Source organism: Chryseobacterium sp. Y16C (genome assembly GCF_022488405.1).
Classification (GTDB): Bacteria; Bacteroidota; Bacteroidia; order Flavobacteriales; family Weeksellaceae; genus Chryseobacterium; species Chryseobacterium geocarposphaerae.
In genome coordinates this window covers 3,025,575-3,052,087 of record NZ_CP092711.1, presented here as the reverse complement: position 1 = coordinate 3,052,087, position 26,513 = coordinate 3,025,575, and the positions used below count along the sequence as shown (strand labels likewise).

Sequence of the window (26,513 nt, the reverse complement as noted above, 5' to 3'; positions counted from 1 at the left end):
TAGACACTTATGAAACTAAAAGAACTATTACATTATACCTATATTTTTCCCATTCTGGCAGTCGGGTATTATTTTTCCGGCTTACTGGGGCAAGGAGCTCTTTATGATGCGATTGGGGGGATTTTATTGATTGGCGCTGTTCTTTCAGCGGTTCATCATGCGGAAGTGGTAGCTCACAAAGTCGGAGAGCCTTTTGGAACCATTATCTTAGCACTTTGTATCACCATCATTGAAGTGGCCTTAATTATCTCATTAATGGTTGCCGGAGGAGACCAGGCTATTACCTTGGCAAGAGACACTGTTTTTGCTGCGGTAATGCTTATTCTGAATGGGATTTTAGGGATTTGTATATTAGTGGGAGGAGTGAAGTACTATGAGCAGTTTTTTGCCAGGACTTCGGCCACAACATATCTTGTAAGTATTGTTTCCATTCTTGTGCTTACCTTGGTGCTGCCTAATTTTACTTCAAGTGTTAATGGCCCTTTTTATAACAATGCCCAGCTTACTTTTGTTTCAGTGGCTTGTCTGGTTATTTATGGAGTATTCTTAATGGTACAAACCGTAAGACACAGGAGTTATTTTATCATTCCGGATGAACATCCTGAAGAACATTATATTCCGTCATTAGCTAAAACTTTGGTTAGCTTTGTATTTCTTGTGATCTGTTTGGCTATTGTGGTGATGATGGCGAAAGGTTTATCTTCATCCATTGAAAGTATGGTGCAGAGTTTAGGAGCTCCCAAATCTTTGGTAGGAGTCATTATTGCGGCTGTTGTTTTGCTTCCGGAAGGGGTTGCTGCGATCAGGGCTGCAAAAAGTAACCAGATTCAGTCAAGTTTAAACCTGGCTTTAGGCTCTGCATTGGCAAGTATTGGGTTAACAATTCCTGCGGTTTCGGTAGTTTGTATAATGTATGATATTCCTTTGGTGTTAGGATTAGATAAAAAAGATATCATTCTGCTTTCCTTATCGGTATTTATTGTAATGCTTTCCTTAAGCAGGGGAAAAACCAATATTCTCTACGGCACGGTTTTGCTGGTAAATCTTGCGGCTTATATTTTTACGGTAATAGTTCCTTAGTTTTATTAAAGTCTTCTTGCAAGTTCCATTTTAAAAGCCATCAGCTTAGCAATGTTTTGTGCCTTATAAATTGCTAAATCGGCATTTTCTCCCGCAAAATTTTCTTCAACAGTCTGTGTCCATAAGCTAAGCCATTGGTCAAAATGTTCCTGTTCCATAGCTTTGATCTCGTTGATGGGAAAGTGTGCTCCCATCGGATTTCCTTTATAGGTCATCTGTCCGAAAAGTATAGATTCCCAGAACGAATACATTTTAGGAAGATGCTTATCCCAGTCTACTTTTGCGATGTCTGTGAAAAATGATGCAATCTTCTCATCTTTAATCACTTTCGCATAAAAGGAATTGACAAGCTGTTCAATGTCTTTTCGGGTTTCCAATTTTTTCATAAGTCAAATTTAGTTTAAAATCAATTGAAAAATTCATTGGGGGAGTTGATAAATTTCATGAAAACAATATTTTATCTTTGCAGAATTGAAGAGGGTTTTTAACGCAGCTATCAGTAAACAAAATTAAATTTAAACAATGGCAAGAGGGTTCAGGCAAAAAATTCGCCAGAAAAATACGGAAAACAGTGGCTTTGGAAGCAATGCTTCCGGAAGGTTCATCAACAAAGACGGTTTTCCTAATGTAAAAAGGAGAGGAGTGAATGTTTTTAATAAGCTCAGCTGGTATCACACTATGCTGAATCTGTCATCGTTCCGTTTTTTATCTTATTTGGTGATTGCTTATGTTGTTGTAAATCTTTGTTTTGCATTCATTTATTATCTGATTGGAGTAGAGCACCTTACAGGAATTGATAAAAGCGATCCGCTAAACGAGTTTATTGATGTGTTTTTCTTCAGTTCTCAGACTTTTACTACTGTTGGATATGGAAGAATTGCTCCGGTAGGCTTTATGGCAAGTTTGGTAGCTACTTTTGAAGCTTTTTTAGGATTACTTACCTTTGCCATTGCAACAGGTTTATTTTATGGTAGATTTTCAAGACCTAGAGCATATTTGAGATTTTCAGACAATGCCGTTATTGCCCCTTTTCAGGATACGACCGCTTTGATGTTCAGGCTTGCTCCTTACAAGAATAATGCTTTATCGGATGCGGATGTAATTGTCTCAACGGCAATTGAAGTTATTGAAAATGGTGTTTCCAAAAGTAACTTTTACAGGTTGGAGATCCAGTTGAGCAAGATCAATACGTTGGCATTGAACTGGACGATTGTTCATAAAATTGATGAAAACTCACCATTTTATGGTTTTACAGAAGAAGACTTTAAAAATACGGACATTGAGATCATTATTCAGGTAAGAGCTTTTGATGAAGTATTTTCCAATACGGTGGTGCAAAGGACTTCTTATGTTTCGGAGGAAATTATTTTCGGAGCTAAATTTGTTCCAATGTATTCTCCAAGCAAAGATAACCTGTCAACGATTCTTGATCTGGATAAAATAAATGAATATCAAAAAACAGAGCTTCCTTCTGCAATAGAAGTACAACAATAATGAATTTGGATTTTTATAAAAAACAGGCAATACAAAAGCAGAAAGAACATAAAAAATTCTTAGACGGATTAAAGAAAAAACCGCCTAAAAATCTTGATTATATTGTTCAGGATACCCATGATGAAGTTTTTGAAAAAATAGACTGTTTACAATGTGCGAACTGCTGCAAAACAACCGGGCCTTTGTATACTGAAAAGGATATTGAACGTATTGCCAAACATCTTCGGATGAAAACCGCCGACTTTGAGGCTAAATTTTTGCGTGTGGATGAAGATAATGATAAAGTACTTCAGAATCTTCCCTGCTTTTTTCTGAATGATGATAATACCTGTTCTATTTATGAGGTAAGGCCAAAAGCGTGCAGGGAATATCCTCATACAGATCGTAAAAAGATCTACCAGATCAATAATCTGATGCTGAAAAATACCATTATTTGTCCCGCAGCCTATGAATTTGTGGAAAGCATGATGAAAAATATAAAGCAATAAATAAAAAAGCGTTGATTAATTCAACGCTTTCTCCTTTCACTTTTTACTTTTTTCCCATTTATAATCCCGGGAACAGGTTATATCAAAAAAGGCCGGGAATATTCCCAACCTTTATATTTTTTATACCACTCCTTGAGCTAACATTGCTTCTGCAACTTTCACGAATCCGGCGATATTGGCACCTTTTACGTAGTTTACATAGCCATCTTCCTCTTTTCCGTAGTCTCTACATGCTTTGTGGATTCCGATCATGATTTCTTTTAATCTTGCATCTACCTCCTCAGATGTCCAGTTGAGACGGATTGAGTTTTGAGTCATTTCAAGACCGGAAGTCGCAACACCACCAGCGTTAGAAGCTTTTCCTGGAGAGAACAATACTTTGTTGTCTAAGAAATAGTTGATAGCATCCAAAGTTGAAGGCATATTAGCTGCTTCAGTTACACAAACGCAACCGTTTCCTACCAATACTTTAGCATCTTCCAGATCCAGTTCGTTCTGAGTAGCAGAAGGGATAGCAACATCACACTTCACTTCCCAAGGACGTTTTCCGGCATGGAATTCTGCAGATGGGTATTTTTTAGCGTAATCTTCAGCTCTGTTATTTCCTGAAGATCTTAATTCTAATAAGTAATCGATTTTTTCTCCGTCGATACCATCTTTATCGTAAATATATCCGTCTGGTCCGGAAATCGTTACCACTTTTCCTCCTAGTTCAGATACTTTTTTGATAACTCCCCAAGCTACGTTTCCGAAACCTGAAACCGTTACGATCTTGTTTTTGAAATCCTGACCGATCGTTTTAAGCATTTGCTCAGCGAAGTAAACAACACCATATCCTGTAGCTTCAGGACGGATCAGTGAACCTCCGTAAGCCAGACCTTTTCCTGTAAGAACTCCTGTAAACTCGTTTCTGATTTTTTTATACTGTCCGAATAAATATCCGATTTCTCTGGCTCCAACACCGATGTCTCCTGCAGGAACGTCTGTTTCAGGACCGATATGCTTGCACATTTCCGTCATAAAAGCCTGGCAAAAACGCATTACTTCCATATCAGATTTCCCTTGTGGATCGAAGTCTGAACCTCCTTTACCACCACCCATTGGAAGAGTAGTTAAAGAGTTTTTAAATACCTGCTCAAAAGCTAAGAATTTAAGAACGGAAAGGTTTACAGTCGGGTGAAAACGGATTCCTCCTTTATATGGTCCAATCGCAGAGTTCATTTGAATTCTGAAACCTCTGTTTACCTGAATTTCACCTTTGTCATCAACCCATGGAACTCTGAAAATGATTATTCTCTCAGCTTCAGCCATTCTCTCTAGCAACTTCATCCCTGTATATTCCTTTTTGGTCATAATAAACGGAATTACAGTTACAGCGACTTCTTTTACAGCTTGTAAAAATTCTGGTTCATTAGGGTTTTTTGCTTCAATCTTAGCAATAAACTCTTGGATTTTCTGGTCAATATTATATTGTTCCATATATTAAGGTTGAATATTATTGCCAACAAATTTAATTTTTTTTTCAAGATTCACAATACCTTGATTGAAGATTGTTAAAAATTTAATAATAATGTGTCGAAATATTATTAAAATGATAATTTTTGTTTAAATTTTATTAAAAATTAAATGTTATGTCTGAAATAATGCAATATTAAGAAATCATTAAATCTTAAAGCGGTACAAATTGTCTCCCGGAAAGTGATTTTACCTTCCCTAAAAGCTCTAACTCCAAAATAGTTGTCAAAATTTTATGACCGGGCTGGTTTATTTTATCAGCCAAATCATCCAAAGAAATTTGCGGATGAGAAGTAATTGTTTTATAGATTAATTCTTGATTTTCAGAAAGTTGTATGGTTGTTTCTGTACTAGGAAATAATTCTTCTATTTTTTCTTTAGGAGGGTTAAAGCCTATTTGATTGATCAGATCCTGAATGGTAGATATGGCAGTTGCTTTATTCTGGAAAATAAGATGATTACATCCCTGGCTAAATTTGTCAGTAATTTTTCCGGGAAGAGCAAAAACATCTCTGTTGTAATTGTTGGCGAAAGTTGCTGTGCTAATAGAACCTCCTCCAAACGCAGTTTCTACAACAATTGTTGAAGGAGATATTCCTGCAATAATGCGGTTTCTCTGGATAAAATTTTCTCTGTCAGGTTTTCTTGATGAGTTGAATTCGGTAAAAAGGGCACCATTTTCCGATAAGATTCTATCAGAAAGGTTTCTATGGCTGGAAGGATATAAGGTATGAAAGCCATGAGCAAGAACTGCTACAGTAGGAATTTTTTGGCGGATGGATTCTGCATGAACTTCTTTATCGGTGCCTAATGCCAGTCCGCTTACAGAGATGAACTTGTGTTTTCTGGATTCTTCAAAAAAAGTCTCAATAAAGCTTTTTCCGTACAAAGTTATTTTTCGTGTACCCACAATACTTACAGGATGCAGGGCAGGATTAATTTTTCCTTTTTGATACAGTATTGCAGGAGCATCTTCACATTCTTTTAATAGAAAAGGAAGCTGATTAAGATGGCGGAGGTTGATTTGTATATTGTTGTTTTCACAAAAGGAAATTTCTTTTTCAGCGAATTTAAGATGTTTTATATTTCCAATGTCTGAAATTGTTTTTCTTCCGATTCCTGTTATTTTCTGAAGTTCTTTTGATGGAGCTTTCCATACATTTTCTGCACTGCCAAAAGCCCGGATCAGTTTTTGAAAATTAATATCACCGATATTAGAGCATTCTCTAAGGGCGATAGAAAAAAGATTTTCTTCCGTATCCATTTGTGTGTTATTTTATTCAAATGTAACGAAATATGAGCTATTTTTTTCTTAATTCTTCTAAATGTTCCCAGATATCATCATTTTTTTTGTAGGGTAAATCTAAAAAATCTTCAGGATGGTTTTCTTTATACTCCTGCCAAAGCTTATCATCTTTTTCGTTGTAATAGTTAGGAAATTCCCAGATGTATTTCTTTTTTTTGTCACCCACTTGTTTGAATGTGTAGGCAAGTATCACTCCTACAATGGCACCGGAAAGATGCGCCTGCCACGAAATTTTACTGGGTTCCTCAAGATTGTAAAATAATTCTTCAGGTACCATTCCCCAAATTAAGCTTCCGTAGTAAAGAACCACAAGAAGAGAAATGGTTAATAATTTCATGTTCCACTTAAATACACCACTGAAAAACAGAAAAAAAGCTAAAACATAAACAACGCCGCTGGCTCCGATTGTACAGGTGTACATATAATCTCCGGTTAGGATATCAATAGGGGGCAAAATCCATAGAAGCAAGCCCGTAGAAATCCAACCTAAAATAAATACTTTATTAGCTACTAAAGGATAAAACTGATATAACAGGAACATTAAGATAGCAATAGGAATAGAGTTTCCTACGATATGATCAATATTTCCATGAAGTAGAGGAGAGGTTATAATTCCGACAAGTCCTTCCGGAAGAAGCGGAATGATGGCTCCGGTACAATTGGAAAAAAAGCCCATAGTTTGTAAAAGAAAGCCTAACCACATTGCGGATAGCATGAGTAGGGGATTTATAATTGCTTTTTTGTGGATGATATTCTTTAACATACTATATGACTCTCAAATAAAAAGCCATTAATAAATTTCGGAAATTTTGTCGAAAAATTTTATTTATGTCCTTTTATTTTGACAAAAGAGACTCGTTTTTTATTTTTATAAAAATTTTGTCATTTATTTATTAAAAAAAATCAATAAGTAGAAGAGTGTGCTGAATATTAAGGTCTTTCTTTTGCTATTGTAATGCAGATAGAAATGTTGTATTTATTATGAGAAAGGTTTTGTCCGGAATTTCTGTTTTAATGGGAGCTTTAATTGCAGCGCAGGAAATAAAAGATGTAAAAGAAGAATTACCGGCTTTGGATACGGTAAAAGTATGGTCGGTTCAAGGGCAGAATACATTAATGCTGAATCAGGCTGCTTTTTCAAACTGGGTAGGTGGAGGAGCCAATAATGTAGGCTGGTTAGCAGGAGCAAATTATAATATTACCTATGAAAAAGATAAAGTGCTATGGGAGAATATTATTATTTTAGGATTCGGACAAAATAACACAAAAGGAATAGGCACAAGAAAAACACAGGATGTCGTGAATATTTCTACCAATTTTGGAAAAGGATTTGCGGAACACTGGTATTTTTCGGGAGGAGCAAGTTTGCAGACTCAATTTGCTTCTGGGTATGAAGATGGGAATAATCCGGCGGCTGCCAAAATTTCAAGTTTTATGGCTCCGGGATATATAAACTTAGGGGCAGGTATTACGTACAGACCTAATGATGATCTTACCGTAACACTTCGTCCTACCAATGCCAGATGGACCTTCGTTTTGGATCCTGACCTTCAGTATGCAGGTACTTATGGTTTGAAAAATGATGGGGATTCATGTTTGTTTCAGTTTGGTTTTTTGGGTTCAGCGATTTACAAACTGAAAGTTATGGAGAATGTTAATTTGGTAAGTACAGGCTCTGTCTTTTCAAACTATCTGGATCATCCGACAAGGCTTGTTCTTTCTTATAACGGTGTGCTGAGTATGAAAATTAATAAATATATCTCTGCGAATATCACATTGGATTTGCTGTATGATCATAATCAAATTCAAAAGACACAGCTAAAGCAAACTCTGGGTATTGGTTTTGCCTATACTATTGAAAAGGGAAAAAAGCGATCGGATAAAAAAGATAATCGTTCTTGGAGAAGTAATTAAATATAAAATAAAAAAACCTGTCATAAAGACAGGTTTTATATTTTGCATATAAGGAATTCTTATTCTGCTGCAGTTTCTTCTGCTGCCGGAGCTGCTCCCTCTTCTGCTACAACTTCTTCTTCATCTTCATCATCCATAGCTGCTGCACCACCTTTCATTGCATTTCTAGACATCTTAACAGCTACAACAACTGCGTTGTCAGGGTGCATGAAAGAATATCCTTCAGGCTTAAGACCTCCTACATAGATTTTGTTACCGATTCTTAAAGGAGTAACATCTACAACTACCTCATCAGGTAAGTTTGCAGGGATCGCTTTTACTTTTAATTTTCTGAAAGACTGACGTAGAACACCACCAGCTACAACACCTTTTGAACGACCAGTAATTCTTACCGGAACCTCCATAATTACCGGCTTGTCATCAGCTAATTGGTAGAAGTCAGCGTGAAGAATTCTGTCAGTAATTGGGTGGAACTGAATATCCTGAAGAACTGCAGGGATTACCTGTCCGTCAACTTCAATAGATACCGTGTGTGCTTCAGGAGTGTAAACTAAACCTTTGAAAGCTTTCTCTTCAGCAGAGAAGTTTAAAGGAGCTGTTCCTCCATAAACAACACAAGGAACTAATTCAGCATCACGTAAAGCTTTTGTAGACTTTTTGCCCACGCTTTCTCTTTTTGTACCTTGAATTGTAATAGATTTCATTTATAAAAATTTAAAAAATTGTTTCTTTTTTTTAATTTGCAATTGCTTGATTGTTAATTAAATAACAAACTTGCTGCTGATAGATTGGTGCTCATGAACCATCTTCATAACGTCTGCAAATAATGGGGCGCAAGATAGCACTTTTATTTTGGATGACAAATTATTTTTTACAGGAATTGAGTCAGTTACAATAACTTCCAACAATTTTGAGTTTTCAATATTCTCGTAAGCCTTTCCTGAAAGCACTCCGTGAGTTGCCATTGCTCTTACAGATTTTGCTCCTTTTTCGATAAGGATATCTGCAGCTTTGCAAAGTGTTCCTGCAGTATCGATCATATCGTCGATAAGGATAACATTCTTTCCTTCCACATCTCCGATAAGGAACATTTCTTCTACAACATTTGCCTTCTTTCTTTCTTTGTAGGCAATTACTACTTCAGCACCTAAATGTCCGGCGTAGTTTTTAGCTCTTTTTGCACCTCCCATATCCGGAGAAGCAATCGTAAGATTTTCTAAATTCAGGTCTCTGATATAATCTACGAAAATTGTAGAAGCATATAAGTGATCTACCGGAATTTCGAAGAACCCTTGAATCTGATCTGCATGAAGATCCATCGTCATTACTCTCGTTGCTCCTGCAGCGGTTAAAAGATTGGCAACCAATTTGGCACCGATAGGAGCTCTTGGTTTGTCTTTTCTGTCCTGTCTTGCAAGCCCGAAGTAAGGAAGTACTACTGTAATGCTCTTGGCAGAGGCTCTTTTCGCGGCATCAATCATCAAAAGAAGTTCTAAAAGATTGTCTGCTGGAGGGAATGTAGATCCGATTAAGAAAACTCTTCCTCCTCTTACGGATTCGTCCAAAACAGGTTCGAATTCTCCGTCGCTGAACTCCTGAAAGTTGATTTTTCCTAATTCCTGCCCATAATGTTGGGCAATTTTTTCTGCCAAGTCCTTGCTTGTCCTTGTACAAAATAGATAACTTAACTGATCGGCCATTTTTACTTTTTAAAGATTTTGCAAATTTAAAAAAAAACCACAAGATTTACTCCTGTGGTTTCTAAGTTTTTATTTTACCAATTATTATGGGAATTTTACTCCCGAATATTTGTTAGGATCTACCTGTGGAAGAGTAGATTTATACTTGGCATTAATAGCTTTAATAAATTCATTCGCAACAACGGCGTATCCTCTACCTGTAAGGTGAACTCCGTCTAATGAGAAGGTTCCTCCGGTTACAAAGGTTGCAGTATATCTAACTCCGTTCCAAACGATTCCAGATTTAGAATTTAATTCTATCATTTTTGCATTCATGTCAACAAATGCTAAGTTTTTGGAATCTGCCACACTTTTTATAGTAGCGTTAAATGCTGCAGTAGCTGTTAAAACTTCTTCAACTTCGCCATTCACACCGTTAAACTTACCTCTTAATACATGCTTATCTTCTAAAGGATAAGTAGTCCCATATTTATCAAAAGGCGCAATAGCTAATGGAGAACTTGGAGTAGTTCCTAAAACAGAGCTTGTAGTAAGAGGGATTAAGTCTTGATCAGTGCTATGTCTTGCCTGGCCGTATAATTGTCCCATTAGACCGGCTTGTTGGACGGGAACTCCTGCAGATACCAATGCTGTAGTTATTTGTGCCGATAAGTTTGTTAAAGACTCGTCTTTTAATAGAACAAGATTACCTTGAGTTTTTGATAATAACTGGATTCTGCTTCCTTGTCCTAATGCTGTTAAAATTTGTTTTAATGGCCCAAAAACCTGTGTGTTAAGGGCATCTATATTTGCGTTTTGATTAGATGGGCTTCCCGTTGGTGCAGTATTGAATTTTTCAGGAGGGATTGGATTATACGGTACTCTGGTAAAAAACGGAATTGAAGTTACATTTGGTATATTGGCTACAATTCCCTTCCTTGTAGTTCCATTTGGAAATAATGTACTTACTAATGCGGTATAGGTAGAATTGAAGCCTACTCCCACAGCTCCATCCACGGGTGTTATTGGATTGCTCCCGTCACCTCCGCTGGTTGCATATCCCAAAACATCATTATTTCCGATCCACAATGATAAAAAGGTTGGATTTTGGGCTAAGGCATCAGCAACAACTGAAGTGGAGGAGGAAGATGCAAATCTAACAAAATAAGGATTCGCTGTTGCAGGCAGTCCTGCCGGGTTTCCATATCCCGGTGCCAATAAATGTGCAACTTTAGCTCCCGGCACACCCATATTCTGATATGGTCCAGCGCTATATATATTTGCTAAAGTAGTAGTTCCTGTTCCTGGAGCATCAACTGGTGCCAATGAGCCGGCAACTACTGCAAGTATTTTTTTATTGGGTATACCAGCAGACGGAATTCCTCCGAGATTATCGGCCATTAGAGGCTGTTTGAATTCACCACCTCCGGCTAATTTCATTTGTTGAGCAATCATGGAAGGATAAGATTCATTTTGTCCGTCAATATACAAAGCATTATCTCTATATCCTGATGTTAATGAATTTCCCAAAGAAACATATTTAGAGAAATTCGCTTCTCCGGCTGTTACAGGAATATCCTTTACATCTGTATCAAAATCATCTTCGCAGCTTGTTGTGAAAAGAAGTGCGGAAATAGCGAATGTTGAAATTATAATTTTTTTCATAGTCTTTCAATTAAAAAGGGTTGTAAGATAAACCTAGACCTAAATAGAATGCGGTTGCTTTTGCCTGTCCGTAGAAGCCAAGATTAGCATTGTTTACATTTCTTGACTGTGGCATTGCATAGCCTCCAGCAACATCAACTCCAAATTGTTTTAATTTGAATCCAACCCCACCTGTCACAACATAAGTGTTGAATGATGGTGTTTCCGGAATGAAGTGGTCATCAGAATAAGGAGATTCATCATAATATGCACCCAAACGACCGTAGATCATATTCGTGAAAGCGTACTGAGTTCCCAGTCTGAACGTTTTGGAATTTCTAAAGTTTTTAGGAGAAACCGAAACAGTTGGGTCAGCCTGATTTCCGATTGGAGCTGTTGCAAAATCCAATGTCAGCTGGCTGTATCTTTCCCATCCGTGGTAATTGAAATCTGCGGAAACTAGCCATTTCGGAGTGATCTTATAAGTTAAACCGATTGTGTATTCCTCTACTAAAGGTAAGGTTGCTGTAAAGCCATCTGTTCTTTTTGCAGCATCCAGTCCTAGTAAAGGATAGATAGAAGCTGATGGGAAGTCAAAGGTTGCTGTTCCGTGTTTTGCTTTCATATCAACTGGGGAACGGTAGGCGATACTTACATCAAGATTTGGATCAGGTCTGAAGTAGAACCCGAATCCGAAACCGTGTCCGGTTGCTTTTTTATCCTTAATATTAATTTGCCCGCCAAATTGTGTAATGGCTTTATCCCAGTCTACTTGTCCTCTTGCATAAATGTAGCTTGCTCCAAAAGCTAGCCAGTCATTGAATTTATATGAAACCATTGGTTGAAAATAAAAGCTCTTCAGTTCAAGTTTTTGAACCATTTCTTTTCCTTCCCAGTCATTTGGCCATTCTATAGTACTTCCAAAAGGAGTTGTGAAACTAAAACCTACGGACAGTTTTTCTATTGGTTTGTAAGTGATAGCAGCATAAAGAGGGGTTCCCATTGGGTTGTCCGTTTGCGTGCTTTGTAATGTATTCAGATTTTGAAAAGTCACTTTGTTGCTTGCTCCAAATCCTCCGGCAACTATACTTAGTTTTGAGGGAATGAAAGACATTCCTGCAGGGTTGAAAAATGCAACACTTGCATCTTCAGCATGAGCACTGGTGTGTGCCATGGCCAATTGTTTTACCCCCTGCAAAGAAACTCTAAATCCCCCTGCATAGGATAGAACGCCTGCCAATAAAGCGGTTGATACTAATATTTTTTTCATAGACTATTATTATATAACCCAAATATAAAATTATTTTACTTACGTCTGTTAATATTTCTTAATTATTTAAACAATATGCCAAAAGAAAACTATGTTTAAAATAATATGTGCCGCTTAACGATATGTAATCTTTTGCTTTCTAGTGTTTTGTGAACGGTTTTATTCTTTAGATTGAATTGAGTTTAAAATTAAACAAATACTGATTTTAATATTTACTATTTTTAGAATCGGATAAAAATAAAAATCTATAAATTTGCAAGAATAAATAATTGTTATATGAGTTGTGGATGTAAAACATCCGGCGATTCTGCGCATTCGTGTGGTCCTAAAAAAACCGCGAATGGTTGTGAAAATGTAAATACCTGTGGTAATAGTTATAAATTAAGTGTTTTCGATTGGTTATCTAATATACAGAACCCGGCATCTAATAGGTGTGATTTTGTTGAAGTTAGATTTAAAAATGATAGAAAATCGTTTTATAAAAATGTAAATAATATCCCTTTACATATAGGTAGTGTAGTCACAGTAGAATCTAGTCCCGGACACGATATAGGTGTGGTAAGCCTCACCGGAGAATTGGTTAAGATTCAGATGAAAAAGAAAAAAGTTTCTGAAGAATCTGCACTTAAAATATACAGACAGTCAAATCAAAAAGATATTGAAGTTTGGCAGGAAGTAAGAAAAAAAGAAGACAGCGTAAAGATAGAAGCAAGAAAGATTGCTCAAAGGCTGGGACTTGAAATGAAAGTTACAGATGTTGAGTATCAGGGAGATGCTTCAAAGGTTACGTTCTATTATACAGCAGATAATAGAGTCGATTTTAGGCAGTTGATTAAAGATTATGCAGGGGCTTTCAGAACTAAAATTGACATGAAGCAGATTGGCTTCAGACAGGAAGCTGCAAAAGTGGGTGGGATTGGTTCGTGTGGGAGAGAACTGTGTTGTTCGACCTGGCTTACTGATTTCAGATCGGTAAATACAAACGTTGCCAGATATCAGCAGCTTAGTATTAATCCTCAAAAGTTGGCAGGGCAATGCGGAAAGCTGAAATGTTGTCTTAACTATGAATTAGACAGCTATCTTGATACACTAAGTAATTTCCCGTCGTCATCTACTACATTAGATACAGAGAAAGGAAGAGCGTTTTGTATTAAAATTGACGTTTTCAAAAAGAAAATGTGGTTTGCCTACGTTGAAAATTCTATTGCCTGGTATGATTTTGATATTGATCTAGTAAAAAAATTAATCTCTAAAAATAAAAGAGGCGAAAAAACATTGCCGCTTGAAGATCTGAAACAGCCTGAAACCTCATTAAAAAGTATTGATTTGATTCAGGAAAATAATGTAGATCGATTCGAGAAGAAAAATAAGGGGAACAACAGGCATAAAAATCAGAACCGATCAAACGCTAACAATCAAAACAATCAAAATCAGCAAGGCCAAGGTCAGAAAAGACCGAATAATAAGCCTGAAAGACAAGATCGTGATCGTTCTGAAAAATCTGAAAGACAGCAGAATTCTAATGCAAACAATCAGCCAAGACAGCCGAAAAGTCAGCAGCCAAAACCTCAGTTGGAAAAAGTAGCAGCACCAAATTCTGATGCAGAGAAAAAGCCGAACCCGAATAAGAAAAAATTCAAAAAGAAATTTCCTCCCAAAAAAGATAACAATGCGTAAAATTTTAGGATTATTAGCTTTTATTTTTCTGTTGAGTTGTAATTCTTCGGGAGAAGATGTTATCATGAATTCTGTTAATAATAAATGGGGTAAAAAGCAGGAGCAGAAATTTAATCTGGAAATTTCAGATCCGCAAAATCCTAAAAATATTATTTTTGTGGTGAGGAATAATAATGAGTATCCATACAGTAATATCAGATTTATTGTGAATTTTACCAACCTTCAAAACAAGAAAAAAGACGTGGATACGTTGAATTATGTACTGGCAAAACCCAATGGAGAATGGCTTGGTACAGGTTTTGGTGATACGAAGGAAATCTTTTTCCAATATAAACTGAACTATAAGTTTCCGGAAAAAGGGAAATATGAAATTGGAGTAATTCAGGCTATGAGAAATGATAATCTCCCTGGAATAGAGGATCTTGGAGTGAAAATAGAAACGGCTAAACCGTAATCATACATGGAAGAAAATAAACAAAACAATGGAAGTAAAGGAAAAACATTTCCTCTTCCACCTAAAAAAAAGAAAGACACTGCTTGGAAAAAGTGGGTGAAAGTAATCTGGATAGGATTAGTTGTCGTTGTTTTAGGAATTTCAGGACTTTTCTTTGCTGTATCTCAAGGGTTTTTGGGAGAAATGCCGGATGTAAAGGAGCTTGAAAATCCTAACATATATGTAGCATCTGAAATTATTTCTTCAGACGGAGTTGTTTTAGGTAAATTTGAAAAAGAAAAAACGCAGCCGGTTTTTTATAAAGATCTCCCTCCGTTTTTGGTGTATGCATTACAGGCAAAAGAGGATGAGCGTTTTAAAGAACACTCCGGAATTGATTTAAAATCTATTTTAAGAGCTATAAGATATGGTGGTGACAGAGGTGGAGGTTCTACAATTACTCAACAGTTGGCCAAACTTCTATTTACAAAAGAACCTTCTAGAAACCCTATACTAAGAGCTGTTCAAAAGCTGAAAGAGTGGGTAGTTGCAGTAAGCTTGGAGAAAAGATATACTAAAGAAGAGATTGTAACGCTGTATTTCAATAAGTTTGACTTTTTATATAATGCCAATGGAATTGAAATGGCTTCAAAAGTTTATTTTAATAAAAAAACTTCTGAACTTACACTTCCGGAAGCTGCTGTTTTCGTTGCGATGCTAGAAGCGCCAAAGGCAAATAACCCAATGAAAAATCCTGAAAGAGCAAAGAGAAGAAGAGATGTGGTACTTTCTCAGATGCTGGAAACAGGTTATATTGATAAAGAAACTTATGATAAAGCGATAGAGACTCCTATTACCGTAGATTTCCATCCTATCAAAGATATTACGGAAGGTTATTCTGCCTACTACAAACATTATCTTAGAAAAGAAATCAATCAGTATCTTGACGATTATGAAAAAGAGACCGGCAAAAAGTTAAATCTTTACAGAGATGGTCTTAAAATATATGTGACGCTTGATTCTAAGATGCAGAAATATGCGGAAGAATCAATTAAAGAACACTTAACGGATCTTCAGAAGAGATTTGATGCTGAACAAAGAGGAAGAAAAGACAGGCCTTTCTATTATCTTAATAGTACGCAGATTAATGATTTGATGGTTCAGGCGATGAAAAGAACGGGAAGATATAAACTGCTGAAAGCAGATGGTCTTTCAGATGAGGCCATTATAGCAGAATTTAAAAAACCTGTTAAAACATCCCGTTTTACCTGGGCTGGGGAAGAAGAAGTAGAAATGTCCCCTTGGGATTCTATTAAATGGCACAAACAGATTGCTCAGGCAGGTTTGATGTCTGTGGTTCCTGGAACCGGAGAAATTAAAGCATGGGTAGGAGGTATTGATTGGCAACATTTCCAGTATGACCATATTAAACAAGGTAAAAGACAGGTAGGGTCTACATTTAAGCCTTTCGTATATGCAACTGCAATCATGAAATTAGGCTTAACACCATGTTCTACGATCTCTAATGCAAGTTTCAACAAAGGAAGCTATCATGTTCCTGGGAGAGGAGGAATGCTTACATTGAAAGATGCTTTGGCGCATTCTCAAAACCCGGTTGCACTACGTTTGGCTGAAATGACAGGAACACAAAGTGTAATACAAACAGCAAGAGATTTAGGGGTTACTGAAGAAATCTCAACCAGCTTACCAATGGCATTAGGAGCTTCGGATATTACCATTTACGAAATGGTAGGGGCATACAGTACTTTTGCGAATTACGGAAATTACAACAAACCGGAAATGATCTGGAGAATAGAAGATGCAAACGGTAGAGTAATCAAAGAAGTGAATGTAGAACCAAAAGAAGTAATGAATCCTTTATATGCCTATACAATGATCGAATTGATGAAAGGAGTCGCGCAGTATGGTACTGCTTCCGGAGAGCTTGGCAGAAAAGGAATTTCAAAGGATGTTGAAATTGCAGGAAAAACAGGAACAACCCAGAATAACTCCGATGGTTGGTTTATGGGGATTACTCCGAAACTGGCAACAGGAGCTTGGGTAGGATGGGAAGACAGAGCAACTCACTTCTTTGGAACAGGAGAAGGGCAGGGGGCAAAAATGGCACTACCTATTTGGGCGATCTATATGAAGAAAGTATGGGCGGATAAGAGTTTAGGAATTTCTCCTCAAGATAAATTTGTAAAACCTTCAGAATGGAAAGACGGATGCTCTAACCTTAAAGGATTAGGAAGTGGATACGGTGATGACGGCGGACTGCAAACCCTGGATGAAATCAAGAATCCGAAACCTGCGGAGCCTTCTACGAAAAAGAATCCTGAAAAGAAAGATGAAAATGTAAATGAAAATCTCAATAAAGGAGAAGAAATTGATTTTAATAATAAATAGATAATTTAGATAAAGCCTTCCGGAAATGGGAGGCTTTTTTGTAATCAAATTAATACCTTTGATGTATGAATCTTACCAATATAAAACAGCCGTTTACAGAGATTTTTCCAGGAGATTTTTCAGGAAATCCGATGCAGAGAATGACACCTAAAGTGTTGTTCTCAACAGTTGTGCCTGTAGAATTTAAAAGTCCTAAACTTATTATTTTTAATGAAAAACTATCTGAAGAAATAGGATTGGGAAGATACGAGGAAAAAGATCTCGGCTTTTTGGTGGGAAATCATTTACCAGATAATATTAAACCCTACTCAACGGCTTATGCTGGACACCAGTTTGGAAACTGGGCAGGACAGCTGGGAGATGGCAGAGCAATTTATGCGGGAGAAATTGAAAGTCCGTCCGGAAAAAAAACTGAAATACAATGGAAAGGTGCCGGTGCAACACCTTATTCCAGACATGCAGACGGAAGAGCAGTACTCAGATCCTCTGTTCGTGAATATCTGATGAGTGAAGCAATGTATCATTTGGGTGTTCCTACAACAAGAGCGCTAAGTTTGAGCCTTACAGGGGAAAATGTGGTAAGAGATATCTTATATAGTGGAAATCCTCAAGAAGAAAAAGGAGCGGTAGTTATAAGAACCGCAGAAAGTTTTTTAAGGTTTGGGCATTTCGAATTATTATCTGCTCAGCAGGAATATAAAACATTGCAGGATCTTCTGGATTTTACCATAAAAAATTATTTCCCTGAAATTCAGTCTGAAGAAAATCAAAAATATAAAGACTTTTTTGAAAATGTAGCGGAAAGAACTGCAGACCTTATGGTAGAATGGTTTAGAGTTGGTTTCGTACATGGAGTAATGAATACGGATAATATGTCGGTTCTTGGTCTTACGATAGACTATGGACCATTTTCAATGATGGATGAATATGATCTGAATTTCACTTCCAATACCACAGATCTTCCGGGAAGAAGATATGCTTTTGGAAAGCAGGGGCAGATTGCTCAATGGAATCTTTGGCAGCTGGCCAATGCGCTCCATCCCATTATAAAAGATGAAAAATTTTTAGAAGATACCCTGAATAAATTCGGGGATTACTTTTGGAAGGGACACGACAATATGTTGTGTGATAAATTTGGATTTGATGAATTAAGGGTAAATGATGAAGAGTTTTTTATCAATTGGCAGGGTTTGATGCAGGAATTTCAGCTTGATTATACACTTTTCTTTAATCTCTTGGAAAGGGTAGGAGATTATGACCTGAACGATGAATTTGAAAAAATCTCATATACTGTATTAGGCGATAAAGCTTTTTCAAAAATTAAAAATTTCATCAACCAATATGAATTGAGAATTCAAAAAAATAAAATTTCAAGAGAAGAGTCTTTAGCATTAATGCAAAAAAACAATCCTAAATTCATTTTGAGAAATTACCTTCTCTACGAATGTATTGAAGAAATTGAAAAAGGTGAAACTGCTTTGCTTGAAAAATTAATCATAGCATTGGAAAATCCTTATGAGGAAAAATTCCCCGAATTTTCAGCGAAAAGACCAACAAAATATGATGATGTGTCGGGTTGTTCTATGTTGTCCTGTAGTTCTTAGATTGAATAATATTTATTTTTTTTGATTTAATATTAAAAATTGTTTAATGTTTTCTTTTTTTTGTTATTTTTATATAAAAAATATCATGAAAAGAATTTTACTTTCTGTTTTTATGCTTATTACTGGTTCGTCAGTGTTTGCTCAGTATTGGTCAGTACAAAATACAGCATTTACTACTGCATCTAGGGGGATTTCAGGCTTGGAAGTATATGATGCTAATACTGTTTGGGCTTTTGCATATGATGGAGCAACATCTACAAACAATGTTCAGGAGTTTACCAAAACATCTAATGGAGGAACTACATGGACCTCCGGAGCTATTAATATTGGAGATCCGGATTTAAGAATCACTAATATTTCCGGAGTTAGCTCTACAACAGCTTGGGTAGGTGCGTTTGATGACCTCATTGGTTTAGGTGGTGTTTGGAAAACAACAGATGCAGGAGTGACATGGACACAACAAAAAGCATTGACAACACCTAATCAATCTTGGACAAATTTTGTTCATTTTTTTGATGCAAATAATGGTATTGTTGGTGGTGATCCTGAAGGTGGAGAGTTTGAGCTTTATACAACATCTAATGGAGGAAGTACTTGGACAAGGGTTGCTGGGGCCAATATTCCCAATCCATTAGCAGGTGAATATGGATATAATTCAGGATACTATGCAAATGGAAATAATATTTTTTTCTATACAGGAAAAGGAAGAATTTTTAAATCTACAGATAAAGGCTTAACATGGGCTGTTGTATTTACTGGCTCAACATATGGACTTACTGATTTTGGTGGAGCAACTATAGGTGGAGATATGGCTTGGAGCGATGCAAATAAAGGAATTGTTTTTAAAAAAACATATAATACAGCTTCTCCTCCTGTTCAAACTGGTTTAGCGATCTATGGGACTACAGACGGAGGAACAACTTGGAATTCTATAACTTTTACGGGTATTACTGCTGCAAACGGTATTAATGATGTTACTTATGTTCCGGGGACGAGTATATTGGTAGCAACAAGTTCTGCAGGTGGATCATGGAAAAGTGTAGATAATGGTGTTACATGGACATCTATTGATACAGGAGTTCAGCATTTGAATGTTAGATGCTCTGATTCCAATACTTGCTATTCTGGAGGATTCAATACGTCCTCTACAGTAGGAGGTATGTTTAAATCAACTCAGAATTTAGGTGTATCAGATGTTATAAATAAAAAAAATAAAGCATTATTAATTTATCCTAATCCAACAAAAGGAGAAGTAAGCGTTAAGGCTGATAAAAAAATAATAACTTCTAACGTGATTGATATTACAGGGAAATCAGTATTAAAAGCTGAATCAGAAAAAGTAAATTTATCCTCACTTCCTGCGGGAACCTATTTTTTACAAATTGATTTTACCGACGGCACTTCTACTTCAGAAAAAGTAATTAAAGAATAAATGATCTCATAAAAGTTTTAAACTCACCAATTATGGTGAGTTTTTTTATTTTTGCAAAAATTTTAACAGTGTCCATACAATCAAAACTTTATAGTTTTTTTAAAATAGTTTTTCCTTCCACTTTTACAGAACTGGGTATTTTCCTTTTCTTTCTTTGTGTCTATGGGATTTTAGGATCTTATATAGCGCTGAATTATACCATTATTTTTGATGATAGAATTCCCTGGGATGCCTATTTTAGTTTTGACAACCGATCTATCGTGATGACAGGAGGAAGCTTTGAGCGTCACCCATTGTCTTATTATTTTTTTAATTGGTTGCGTGAACTGGCTTTTCTTTTTTCGGAGGGAAAGAAAGATGGTACTTTCAGATTGGTTTTAGCCTGGATGAGCAATCTGATGGTGAGTTTGAGCATTGTTCAGGTTTTCAAATATTTGAAGAATATCATTCAGCTGCCTTTGATAATTAGTCTTGTATTGGTTGCTTTCTTTTCTGTATTTTCTACAGCTATTATGCTCTCTTTTACTCCTGAAAATTTTACCTATACACTGTTTTTATTAATGCTTTTCAATTATTATGCAGCGACAAGGCTTAAAAATGAAAAAAAAATCTCTCCATTGGCATTGGTTGCGGCAGGTGTTACTATTGGAGGGCTTACCATCACGAATCTGGTAAAGGTTTTTATTCCTGTATTTTTCGAAAAGAATTTATTTAAAAGCTGGAAAAAACTTCTTGATGCTTTTATAAGAGGTTTAGTAACAGTGATTTGTTTTGTTTTACTTTATCTAAACAGAATTGAATTTAAATATGAAAATATTTTTTCCAAAACCAGCAGTCAGTATGAGAAGTTTTCGAATGCTGAGCCTGCTTCAGTTTGGGATATGATCGTTTCTTTCTTTTTTGGGGGTAATATGCTTTTTCCGGGCTTTATCATCAGAGATAAGCATAATATGAAAGGTTTTCATTATAAAGGCTTGTTTATGGATGTGTATTCATCCCCGATATCCTATTTATTTGTCTTTATTGTTTTGGGACTTCTGGTGTGGAGTTATTGTAAAAATTTTAAAAATAAATTTGTTCAGATTATTGTAATTTCCTTCGTTATAGACATTATCATACACTGCTTTATGAGATTTGGACTCCATACTTCCTATATCTATGGAGGTCATTTTGTTTTTGTGTATGTTCTGTTGCTGGGATGGCTTTTCTACGCCTACAAATCCTCTCCGAAAATGATGTCATTGCTTACGGCAATTATAAGCGTACTGCTGGTTTATCTCGGGTATAATAACTATTTAAGAATGGAAGAATTTTTTGACTTTCTGAATCAATTTTATCAATAAAAAAAGCTGAGAAATTTCTCAGCTTTTATGTTTTCATGTACTTAATTATTTAGCTTCTGCACAGAAAATTCTGTATTGTACAGCAACGGCAGATTTGAAATATTCTTTTATTTTAGAAAGATCGGAAGCGGCACTTTGCTTACTGAAATAACTTCCGGCTAAAATTTTATAATTAGGTCGTAAAGAAGCGTCTGTTTCCACTTTTAAATTCGGAAATCTCTTTCTGAAATAAGTTTTGATTTCGTTGGCTTCATCATTACTTTTTACGGTAGTGATTTGTATTTTGTACCCTAAAATTCTAGGGTTCTTTCTGCAGATTTCAGCATTCGTAAGTTCCCTGTTTGGAACCAGAATTTTTGTTGGTCTTGATGGGGTATCATCATCTATAACGTTAGAAGATTTACCGTAAGAAACCTTAGAACATTTATCTTCCAGGTTCGTCAATGCATCATTCACTCTGGGATCCATACTCATAATAAGCTCTGTACCGGATAAAGTATCTTTTTTTACAACCTGTTGTGCATCAATATTATAAAAACTAAGCAGGGATAATATCGAAAATAATTTTATCAAATTTTTCATTTAAAAGTTGTTTCAGCAAATTTATACAAATAAAAAATTATACCAAACTGAGTTATTTAGAATCAATACAAATTAAACTGAAATGATATTTTCCCCTTTCTATATGCCGTTAAATTTCTGTTAAATATATTATTTTTGCGGAATTGATTGAATGTTCAATATTTTACTAACATAAGATAATTTAAATGATTAGTTGGAGAAAGCATTATAAACAAACGTTGGTTGCAATAGGCTTATTGTTATCAACCAGTGCTTCAATTTACGGGCAAGACGGCGATCCTAAAAACGGAGAGAAACTTTTCAAAGCGAATTGTACTGCATGTCACGCGCTAGACAAACAAGTTGTAGGTCCACCTTTGAAAGGAGTGGTAGAACGAGTTAAGACAGAAGGCGGCAAAGATACAGAGTGGCTTCACAAGTGGATCAAAAACAACAAGGAAGTCAGAGAATCTGGCGATAAATACGCCAATGAGATTTTTGAAAAATTTAATAAGACTGAGATGCAGCTCTTTCCAAATCTTTCTGATAAGGATATTGACGACATCTTAGCATACACAACTAATCCTCCGGCTCCAGAGCCTGTCGCTGATAAAAAAACAGCAACACAGGGTACTGAAGCAACAGCAGCTCCGGCGAGCAGTACTACAACAAACGTTGTAATCATTTCCCTTTTAGCTATTGCAGCTTTATTAGTTTGGATTCTAGTAAAACTAAGACAGCTTGTGAAACTAGGTCAGTCTGAAGACTTAGCAGGGCTAAACGAAACAAGAGTAAAATCTTTCAGTGAAGTTTATGAAAAATACCATTATGTAGGTAAGGGGTTGATCGCGATCCTTGCTTTATTGGCTACTTATGGTGTTTGGAACTGGATTATGTGGATTGGGGTTTACAAAGGATATAAGCCAGAACAACCAATTTACTTCTCTCACAAAATTCACGCAGGAGAACAGAAAATCGACTGTCAGCTTTGTCACTCAAGTGCTAAATATGGTAAAGTATCTGAGATTCCTTCTATGAACGTTTGTATGAACTGCCACAAAGCAATTGGTGAATACAACGCGGAACATTATATGGAGCCTGGAAAAGATAAAGCATTCTATGACGGAGAGATTCAGAAAATTTATGCTGCAACAGGTTGGGATCCGGTAAAACAACAATATACAGGAAAAACTCAGCCGGTTGAATGGACAAGAATCCACAACATGCCAGACTTTGTTTACTTCAACCACTCTCAGCACGTAGTAGCAGGTGAACAAGCGATTATTAATTCTTTCAACAAAAAGAATCCTACGAACAAAATTGATGTTGTTTGTAAAGCTTGTCACGGTAAGATTGATACAATGAATGTTGTTCAGATGGCTAACGATTTCACTATGGGATGGTGTATCGAGTGTCACAGAACTACTGAGGTTGATATGAACAACGGTTATAATAAAGAATACTTCAAAAATCTACATGACAAATTGAAAAAACAATACCCTAAAGACGGTGGTAAGATTACTGTAGATGCAATTGGAGGTCTTGAGTGTGGTAAATGTCATTATTAATAACTAAAAATTAGAAGTATAAATGGCTTCAAACAAAATACAATTTAGAAGTATTCACGAACTTAAAGATCCGGCTTTAAACAATAAGCTGGCTCAGAAAGAGTTCCAGGAAGAAATTCCTGTAGAAGATTTCCTTGGAGATGCGGAACAGAACGGTTCCAGTACTTCAAGAAGAGATTTCTTAAAATTATTAGGTTTCTCTACGGCAGCGGTAACATTGGCTGCCTGTGAAGCTCCGGTAATTAAAACGATTCCTTACGTGGTAAAACCACATGATATTATTCCGGGAGTTCCAAATTATTACGCTTCAACATATTTCGACGGTTTTGACTTTGCTAGTGTTTTAGTAAAAACCAGAGAAGGAAGACCTATCAAAATTGAGCCGAATCCAGCAGCTGGCGATTTAGGAAAAACAAATGCAAGAGCTCAGGCGAGTGTACTTTCTCTTTATGATAATGATAAAGTAAAGCAACCTAAATTTGAAGGAAAAGACGAGACTTTCGATAAAGTAGACAGTTTTGTTATTAAAGGGTTGGAAGAAGCGAAAGCTGCAGGTAAAAGAATTGTGTTATTATCACATTCTTTTGCTTCACCTACTTTCAAAAAATTATTTGCTGAATTTAAAGCAAAATATCCTACAGCAGAATTGGTGACTTATGATGCTTTCCCTTATGCTGCAGCGTTAGACGCAGCTCAGGAAGTATTCGGAACAAGAGCATTGCCGGTTTACGACCTTAAAGGAACTGAATTGGTAGTTGGTTTCCACGCTGACTTCTTAGGAGATTATAATGCAGGAAGCTTAGAAACTTCCTACGCAGCGGCAAGAAAGCCGGGTGCAAACATGTTAAGACACATTCAGGTTGAATCTAATATGTCTTTAACAGGAGCTAATGCTGATGAAAGAATCAGATTAAAGCCAAGTGCAGTGAACAAAACTTTGGTTGAAGTTTACAATGCAATCGTTGGTGGTGGTTCATCAGATAAAACGGCTAACGAAATTGCTAAAGAATTACAGGCAAAAGGCAGTAAAGCTGTTGTTTTTGCTGATGGTTCTAAAGGTGCTCAGGTTTTAGCTCACTTAATTAACCAAAAATTAGGTTCAGTTGCTTTCACAGGTAAAGCGAACTTCCTAAAAGATTTTGATAAAGCAAGATTCCAGGAATTCCTTGGATGGGTAAACGCTGGTCAGGTTGGTGTATTGATCGCTAACAATGTTGACCCGATTTATTCTTATCACAAAGGAGAAGATTTCAAAAAATCTTTAACTAAAGTTCCTTATGTAATCGCAGTTGCTGATAAGAAAAATGAAATGTACAAAGCTGCTAAGGCTGTAATTCCTGTAGCTAACTGGTTAGAATCTTGGGGAGATATGGAGCCTCAGACAGGTGTATATTCATTAATGCAGCCAACAATCCAGAAAATCTACAAATCAAGACAGATTGAAGAGTCTTTATTGGTTTGGAAGAATGGTAAAAACAATGCTGCTAATAATTATTATGATTATTTAAAAGCGAATGCTTCTTCTATTTTAGGAGGAACTTCTTTCAATAAAGCTTTATATAACGGTATTAATGTTTCTCCAAACGCTACGACATTGTCTTATGCAGGTGGAAATGCTGCTCAGGCCGTTGCTGAATTGAATGGTTTCAAAGCTTCTGATTTAGAATTGGTATTGTATACTAAGACTTCTATGGGAGATGGTACTCAGGCAAACAACCCTTGGTTGCAAGAATTACCGGATCCACTGACAAGAATGTCTTGGGATAACTACTTGACTATTTCTCCGAAAGACGCAGAAAGATTAGGTATTGATAACGATCTTAATGCGAGAATGCAGTTAGATGGTTCTATCGTAAACCTTACTGTAAACGGAGTAACAATAAAAGACGTTCCTGTATTCATCCAACCGGGACAAGCTGACGGATCTGTAGGTCTTGCATTGGGTTATGGTAAGAAAAACTCTGGTGCTACTGCTGAAACAGGTGTAAACGCTTATCCTTTATTTGACGGTTCTAACTTAGTTGTTTCTAACGCTAAGATTGAAAAAACAGGAGAAGATCACGAATTTGCAGGTATCCAGCTTCAAAATACATTAATGGGACGTTATGAAATCGCTAAAGAAGTTCCTTTGGCTGATTACTTAAACGTAGCATTTGATGATGAACACAATGGATGGAATAAACCATTGGAATATCATACCATCAGTGGAGCACTTCCTGCAAGAAAAATTGATCTTTGGGATGCTTTCGATGATACAGACGGACCTCACTTTAACTTATCAATCGACTTGAATTCTTGTACAGGTTGTGGAGCATGTATTATTGCTTGTCAGGCTGAGAACAACGTTCCTGTTGTAGGAAAAGATGAGATCAGAATGTCTAGAGATATGTACTGGTTAAGAATTGACCGTTACTATTCTGCTAAACAAAAAGTGGAAGTTTATGAAGGATTAAAAGATGGATTGGCTGTTCCTGAATTATATGGAACTGCATTCAACAAAGAAGGAGGTGCACTAAACCATCCTGCTGAAAATCCGGATGTAATTTTCCAACCGGTAATGTGTCAGCACTGTAACCACGCTCCATGTGAAACTGTATGTCCGGTTGCGGCTACTTCACACGGTAAGCAAGGTCAAAATCATATGGCATATAACAGATGTATTGGTACAAGATATTGTGCGAACAACTGTCCATATAAAGTAAGACGTTTCAACTGGTTTACATACAACCTAAACGACAAGTTCGATTTCAACATGAACAACGATTTAGGAAGAATGGTATTAAATCCAGATGTAGTTGTAAGAACGAGAGGGGTAATGGAGAAATGTTCTATGTGTATCCAAATGACTCAGGCAACTATTCTTGAAGCGAAGAAAGAAGGAAGAAAAGTGAAAGCTGGAGAATTCCAAACAGCTTGTTCTAAGGCTTGTTCTACAGGAGCAATGACGTTTGGAGACATGAATGACAAAGAATCTGAAGTAAGAGAATTGTACTCTAGCAACAGAAGATATTATTTACTTGAAGAGATCGGAACAAAACCAAATGTGTTCTATCACACTAAAGTAAGAAACAGAGTAGAAAAATAAAGTTTAAATAA

At 36.4% G+C, this 26,513-nt stretch carries 21 protein-coding genes; 12 read left to right on the top strand and 9 right to left on the bottom strand.

Annotated elements, in window-relative coordinates; translation table 11 throughout:
* Window positions 1–9: 9 nt before the first annotated feature.
* Window positions 10–1,080, top strand: coding sequence for a calcium:proton antiporter (locus tag MKS83_RS13645; protein WP_240580139.1), 1,071 nt, complete (start codon window positions 10–12; stop codon window positions 1,078–1,080).
* A gap of 5 nt (window positions 1,081–1,085) precedes the next feature.
* Here MKS83_RS13645 and MKS83_RS13640 read toward each other — a convergent pair whose 3' ends face one another.
* Window positions 1,086–1,466: a group III truncated hemoglobin gene (locus MKS83_RS13640; protein WP_100377442.1), complete on the bottom strand. Its 381-nt coding sequence runs from the start codon at window positions 1,464–1,466 to the stop codon at window positions 1,086–1,088.
* 136 nt (window positions 1,467–1,602) lie between these two features.
* On the opposite strand from MKS83_RS13640, the gene MKS83_RS13635 reads away from it, so the two are divergent.
* Window positions 1,603–2,574, top strand: a complete 972-nt coding sequence (locus MKS83_RS13635) for an ion channel (protein WP_240580138.1) — start codon at window positions 1,603–1,605, stop codon at window positions 2,572–2,574.
* Window positions 2,574–3,062 (top strand): YkgJ family cysteine cluster protein, encoded by a 489-nt coding sequence (locus tag MKS83_RS13630; RefSeq protein ID WP_225687383.1) that lies wholly within the window; start codon window positions 2,574–2,576, stop codon window positions 3,060–3,062. Before MKS83_RS13635 ends, MKS83_RS13630 begins: the two co-directional genes overlap by 1 nt.
* Before the next feature lie 120 nt (window positions 3,063–3,182).
* On the opposite strand, the gene gdhA is transcribed toward MKS83_RS13630, so the two are convergent.
* From gdhA to MKS83_RS13615, 3 genes are all read right to left on the bottom strand, one after another.
* A complete protein-coding gene (gene gdhA, locus MKS83_RS13625) occupies window positions 3,183–4,541 on the bottom strand; it encodes an NADP-specific glutamate dehydrogenase (RefSeq protein ID WP_100377439.1) in 1,359 nt (452 codons plus the stop codon).
* Window positions 4,542–4,731: 190 nt separating this feature from the next.
* The gene (dprA, locus tag MKS83_RS13620; protein ID WP_240580137.1) at window positions 4,732–5,841 is read right to left on the bottom strand and encodes a DNA-processing protein DprA; all 1,110 of its coding nucleotides are present in this window, start codon (window positions 5,839–5,841) and stop codon (window positions 4,732–4,734) included.
* A gap of 37 nt (window positions 5,842–5,878) precedes the next feature.
* Window positions 5,879–6,646: a rhomboid family intramembrane serine protease gene (locus tag MKS83_RS13615; protein ID WP_240580136.1), complete on the bottom strand. Its 768-nt coding sequence runs from the start codon at window positions 6,644–6,646 to the stop codon at window positions 5,879–5,881.
* Window positions 6,647–6,864: 218 nt separating this feature from the next.
* Between MKS83_RS13615 and MKS83_RS13610 the strand changes: the two genes are divergently transcribed.
* The gene (locus MKS83_RS13610) at window positions 6,865–7,797 is read left to right on the top strand and encodes a DUF3078 domain-containing protein (protein ID WP_410678618.1); all 933 of its coding nucleotides are present in this window, start codon (window positions 6,865–6,867) and stop codon (window positions 7,795–7,797) included.
* A gap of 59 nt (window positions 7,798–7,856) precedes the next feature.
* On the opposite strand, the gene MKS83_RS13605 is transcribed toward MKS83_RS13610, so the two are convergent.
* The 4 genes from MKS83_RS13605 to MKS83_RS13590 all read right to left on the bottom strand — a co-directional run bounded on the left by MKS83_RS13605 (window position 7,857) and on the right by MKS83_RS13590 (window position 12,390).
* Window positions 7,857–8,501, bottom strand: a complete 645-nt coding sequence (locus MKS83_RS13605) for a 50S ribosomal protein L25/general stress protein Ctc (RefSeq protein ID WP_100377435.1) — start codon at window positions 8,499–8,501, stop codon at window positions 7,857–7,859.
* A 57-nt stretch (window positions 8,502–8,558) separates the two neighbouring features.
* Window positions 8,559–9,497: a ribose-phosphate pyrophosphokinase gene (locus tag MKS83_RS13600; RefSeq protein WP_100377434.1), complete on the bottom strand. Its 939-nt coding sequence runs from the start codon at window positions 9,495–9,497 to the stop codon at window positions 8,559–8,561.
* Window positions 9,498–9,581: 84 nt separating this feature from the next.
* Window positions 9,582–11,141 (bottom strand): G-D-S-L family lipolytic protein, encoded by a 1,560-nt coding sequence (locus MKS83_RS13595; protein ID WP_240580135.1) that lies wholly within the window; start codon window positions 11,139–11,141, stop codon window positions 9,582–9,584.
* Window positions 11,142–11,151: 10 nt separating this feature from the next.
* Window positions 11,152–12,390, bottom strand: coding sequence for an OmpP1/FadL family transporter (locus MKS83_RS13590; RefSeq protein WP_240580134.1), 1,239 nt, complete (start codon window positions 12,388–12,390; stop codon window positions 11,152–11,154).
* Between the two features lie 276 nt (window positions 12,391–12,666).
* On the opposite strand from MKS83_RS13590, the gene MKS83_RS13585 reads away from it, so the two are divergent.
* The 6 genes from MKS83_RS13585 (at window position 12,667) to MKS83_RS13560 (ending at window position 21,288) form a co-directional block, all read left to right on the top strand.
* Window positions 12,667–14,067, top strand: coding sequence for a stage 0 sporulation family protein (locus MKS83_RS13585; RefSeq protein WP_240580133.1), 1,401 nt, complete (start codon window positions 12,667–12,669; stop codon window positions 14,065–14,067).
* Window positions 14,060–14,521 carry a gliding motility lipoprotein GldH gene (locus MKS83_RS13580; RefSeq protein WP_240580132.1) on the top strand — a complete coding sequence of 154 codons (462 nt, stop codon included), beginning with the start codon at window positions 14,060–14,062 and terminating at the stop codon, window positions 14,519–14,521. The genes MKS83_RS13585 and MKS83_RS13580 overlap by 8 nt, the downstream gene beginning before the upstream one ends.
* A gap of 6 nt (window positions 14,522–14,527) precedes the next feature.
* On the top strand, window positions 14,528–16,909 hold the full coding sequence (locus MKS83_RS13575) for a penicillin-binding protein 1A (protein WP_240580131.1): 2,382 nt from the start codon (window positions 14,528–14,530) through the stop codon (window positions 16,907–16,909).
* 65 nt (window positions 16,910–16,974) lie between these two features.
* Window positions 16,975–18,513 carry a protein adenylyltransferase SelO gene (locus MKS83_RS13570; protein WP_240580130.1) on the top strand — a complete coding sequence of 513 codons (1,539 nt, stop codon included), beginning with the start codon at window positions 16,975–16,977 and terminating at the stop codon, window positions 18,511–18,513.
* 85 nt (window positions 18,514–18,598) lie between these two features.
* Entirely contained in the window at window positions 18,599–19,945 is a 1,347-nt protein-coding gene (locus MKS83_RS13565) for a T9SS type A sorting domain-containing protein (protein WP_240580129.1), read from the top strand.
* 68 nt (window positions 19,946–20,013) lie between these two features.
* Complete coding sequence (locus MKS83_RS13560) at window positions 20,014–21,288, top strand: DUF6080 domain-containing protein (RefSeq protein ID WP_240580128.1); 1,275 nt, start codon at window positions 20,014–20,016, stop codon at window positions 21,286–21,288.
* A 45-nt stretch (window positions 21,289–21,333) separates the two neighbouring features.
* Here the strand turns inward: MKS83_RS13560 and MKS83_RS13555 are convergent, their stop codons facing one another.
* The gene (locus MKS83_RS13555; RefSeq protein WP_100377427.1) at window positions 21,334–21,870 is read right to left on the bottom strand and encodes a sporulation protein; all 537 of its coding nucleotides are present in this window, start codon (window positions 21,868–21,870) and stop codon (window positions 21,334–21,336) included.
* A 185-nt stretch (window positions 21,871–22,055) separates the two neighbouring features.
* Between MKS83_RS13555 and MKS83_RS13550 the strand changes: the two genes are divergently transcribed.
* Together MKS83_RS13550 and MKS83_RS13545 are read left to right on the top strand one after the other, a co-directional pair.
* Complete coding sequence (locus MKS83_RS13550) at window positions 22,056–23,417, top strand: c-type cytochrome (protein WP_240580127.1); 1,362 nt, start codon at window positions 22,056–22,058, stop codon at window positions 23,415–23,417.
* 22 nt (window positions 23,418–23,439) lie between these two features.
* Complete coding sequence (locus MKS83_RS13545) at window positions 23,440–26,502, top strand: TAT-variant-translocated molybdopterin oxidoreductase (protein ID WP_240580126.1); 3,063 nt, start codon at window positions 23,440–23,442, stop codon at window positions 26,500–26,502.
* Window positions 26,503–26,513 lie beyond the last annotated feature (11 nt).

Bases quoted from the DNA above. Each gene is read 5' to 3' on its own strand.
- MKS83_RS13555 (WP_100377427.1), bottom strand. From the start codon at position 21,870: ATGAAAAATTTGATAAAATTATTTTCGATATTATCCCTGCTTAGTTTT.
- MKS83_RS13595 (WP_240580135.1), bottom strand. From the start codon at position 11,141: ATGAAAAAAATTATAATTTCAACATTCGCTATTTCCGCACTTCTTTTC.
- MKS83_RS13565 (WP_240580129.1), top strand. From the start codon at position 18,599: ATGAAAAGAATTTTACTTTCTGTTTTTATGCTTATTACTGGTTCGTCA.
- dprA (WP_240580137.1), bottom strand. From the start codon at position 5,841: ATGGATACGGAAGAAAATCTTTTTTCTATCGCCCTTAGAGAATGCTCT.
- MKS83_RS13635 (WP_240580138.1), top strand. From the start codon at position 1,603: ATGGCAAGAGGGTTCAGGCAAAAAATTCGCCAGAAAAATACGGAAAAC.
- MKS83_RS13600 (WP_100377434.1), bottom strand. From the start codon at position 9,497: ATGGCCGATCAGTTAAGTTATCTATTTTGTACAAGGACAAGCAAGGAC.
- MKS83_RS13590 (WP_240580134.1), bottom strand. From the start codon at position 12,390: ATGAAAAAAATATTAGTATCAACCGCTTTATTGGCAGGCGTTCTATCC.
- MKS83_RS13585 (WP_240580133.1), top strand. From the start codon at position 12,667: ATGAGTTGTGGATGTAAAACATCCGGCGATTCTGCGCATTCGTGTGGT.
- MKS83_RS13575 (WP_240580131.1), top strand. From the start codon at position 14,528: ATGGAAGAAAATAAACAAAACAATGGAAGTAAAGGAAAAACATTTCCT.
- MKS83_RS13545 (WP_240580126.1), top strand. From the start codon at position 23,440: ATGGCTTCAAACAAAATACAATTTAGAAGTATTCACGAACTTAAAGAT.
- MKS83_RS13610 (WP_410678618.1), top strand. From the start codon at position 6,865: ATGAGAAAGGTTTTGTCCGGAATTTCTGTTTTAATGGGAGCTTTAATT.
- MKS83_RS13645 (WP_240580139.1), top strand. From the start codon at position 10: ATGAAACTAAAAGAACTATTACATTATACCTATATTTTTCCCATTCTG.
- MKS83_RS13615 (WP_240580136.1), bottom strand. From the start codon at position 6,646: ATGTTAAAGAATATCATCCACAAAAAAGCAATTATAAATCCCCTACTC.
- gdhA (WP_100377439.1), bottom strand. From the start codon at position 4,541: ATGGAACAATATAATATTGACCAGAAAATCCAAGAGTTTATTGCTAAG.
- MKS83_RS13640 (WP_100377442.1), bottom strand. From the start codon at position 1,466: ATGAAAAAATTGGAAACCCGAAAAGACATTGAACAGCTTGTCAATTCC.
- MKS83_RS13570 (WP_240580130.1), top strand. From the start codon at position 16,975: ATGAATCTTACCAATATAAAACAGCCGTTTACAGAGATTTTTCCAGGA.
- MKS83_RS13550 (WP_240580127.1), top strand. From the start codon at position 22,056: ATGATTAGTTGGAGAAAGCATTATAAACAAACGTTGGTTGCAATAGGC.
- MKS83_RS13580 (WP_240580132.1), top strand. From the start codon at position 14,060: ATGCGTAAAATTTTAGGATTATTAGCTTTTATTTTTCTGTTGAGTTGT.
- MKS83_RS13605 (WP_100377435.1), bottom strand. From the start codon at position 8,501: ATGAAATCTATTACAATTCAAGGTACAAAAAGAGAAAGCGTGGGCAAA.
- MKS83_RS13630 (WP_225687383.1), top strand. From the start codon at position 2,574: ATGAATTTGGATTTTTATAAAAAACAGGCAATACAAAAGCAGAAAGAA.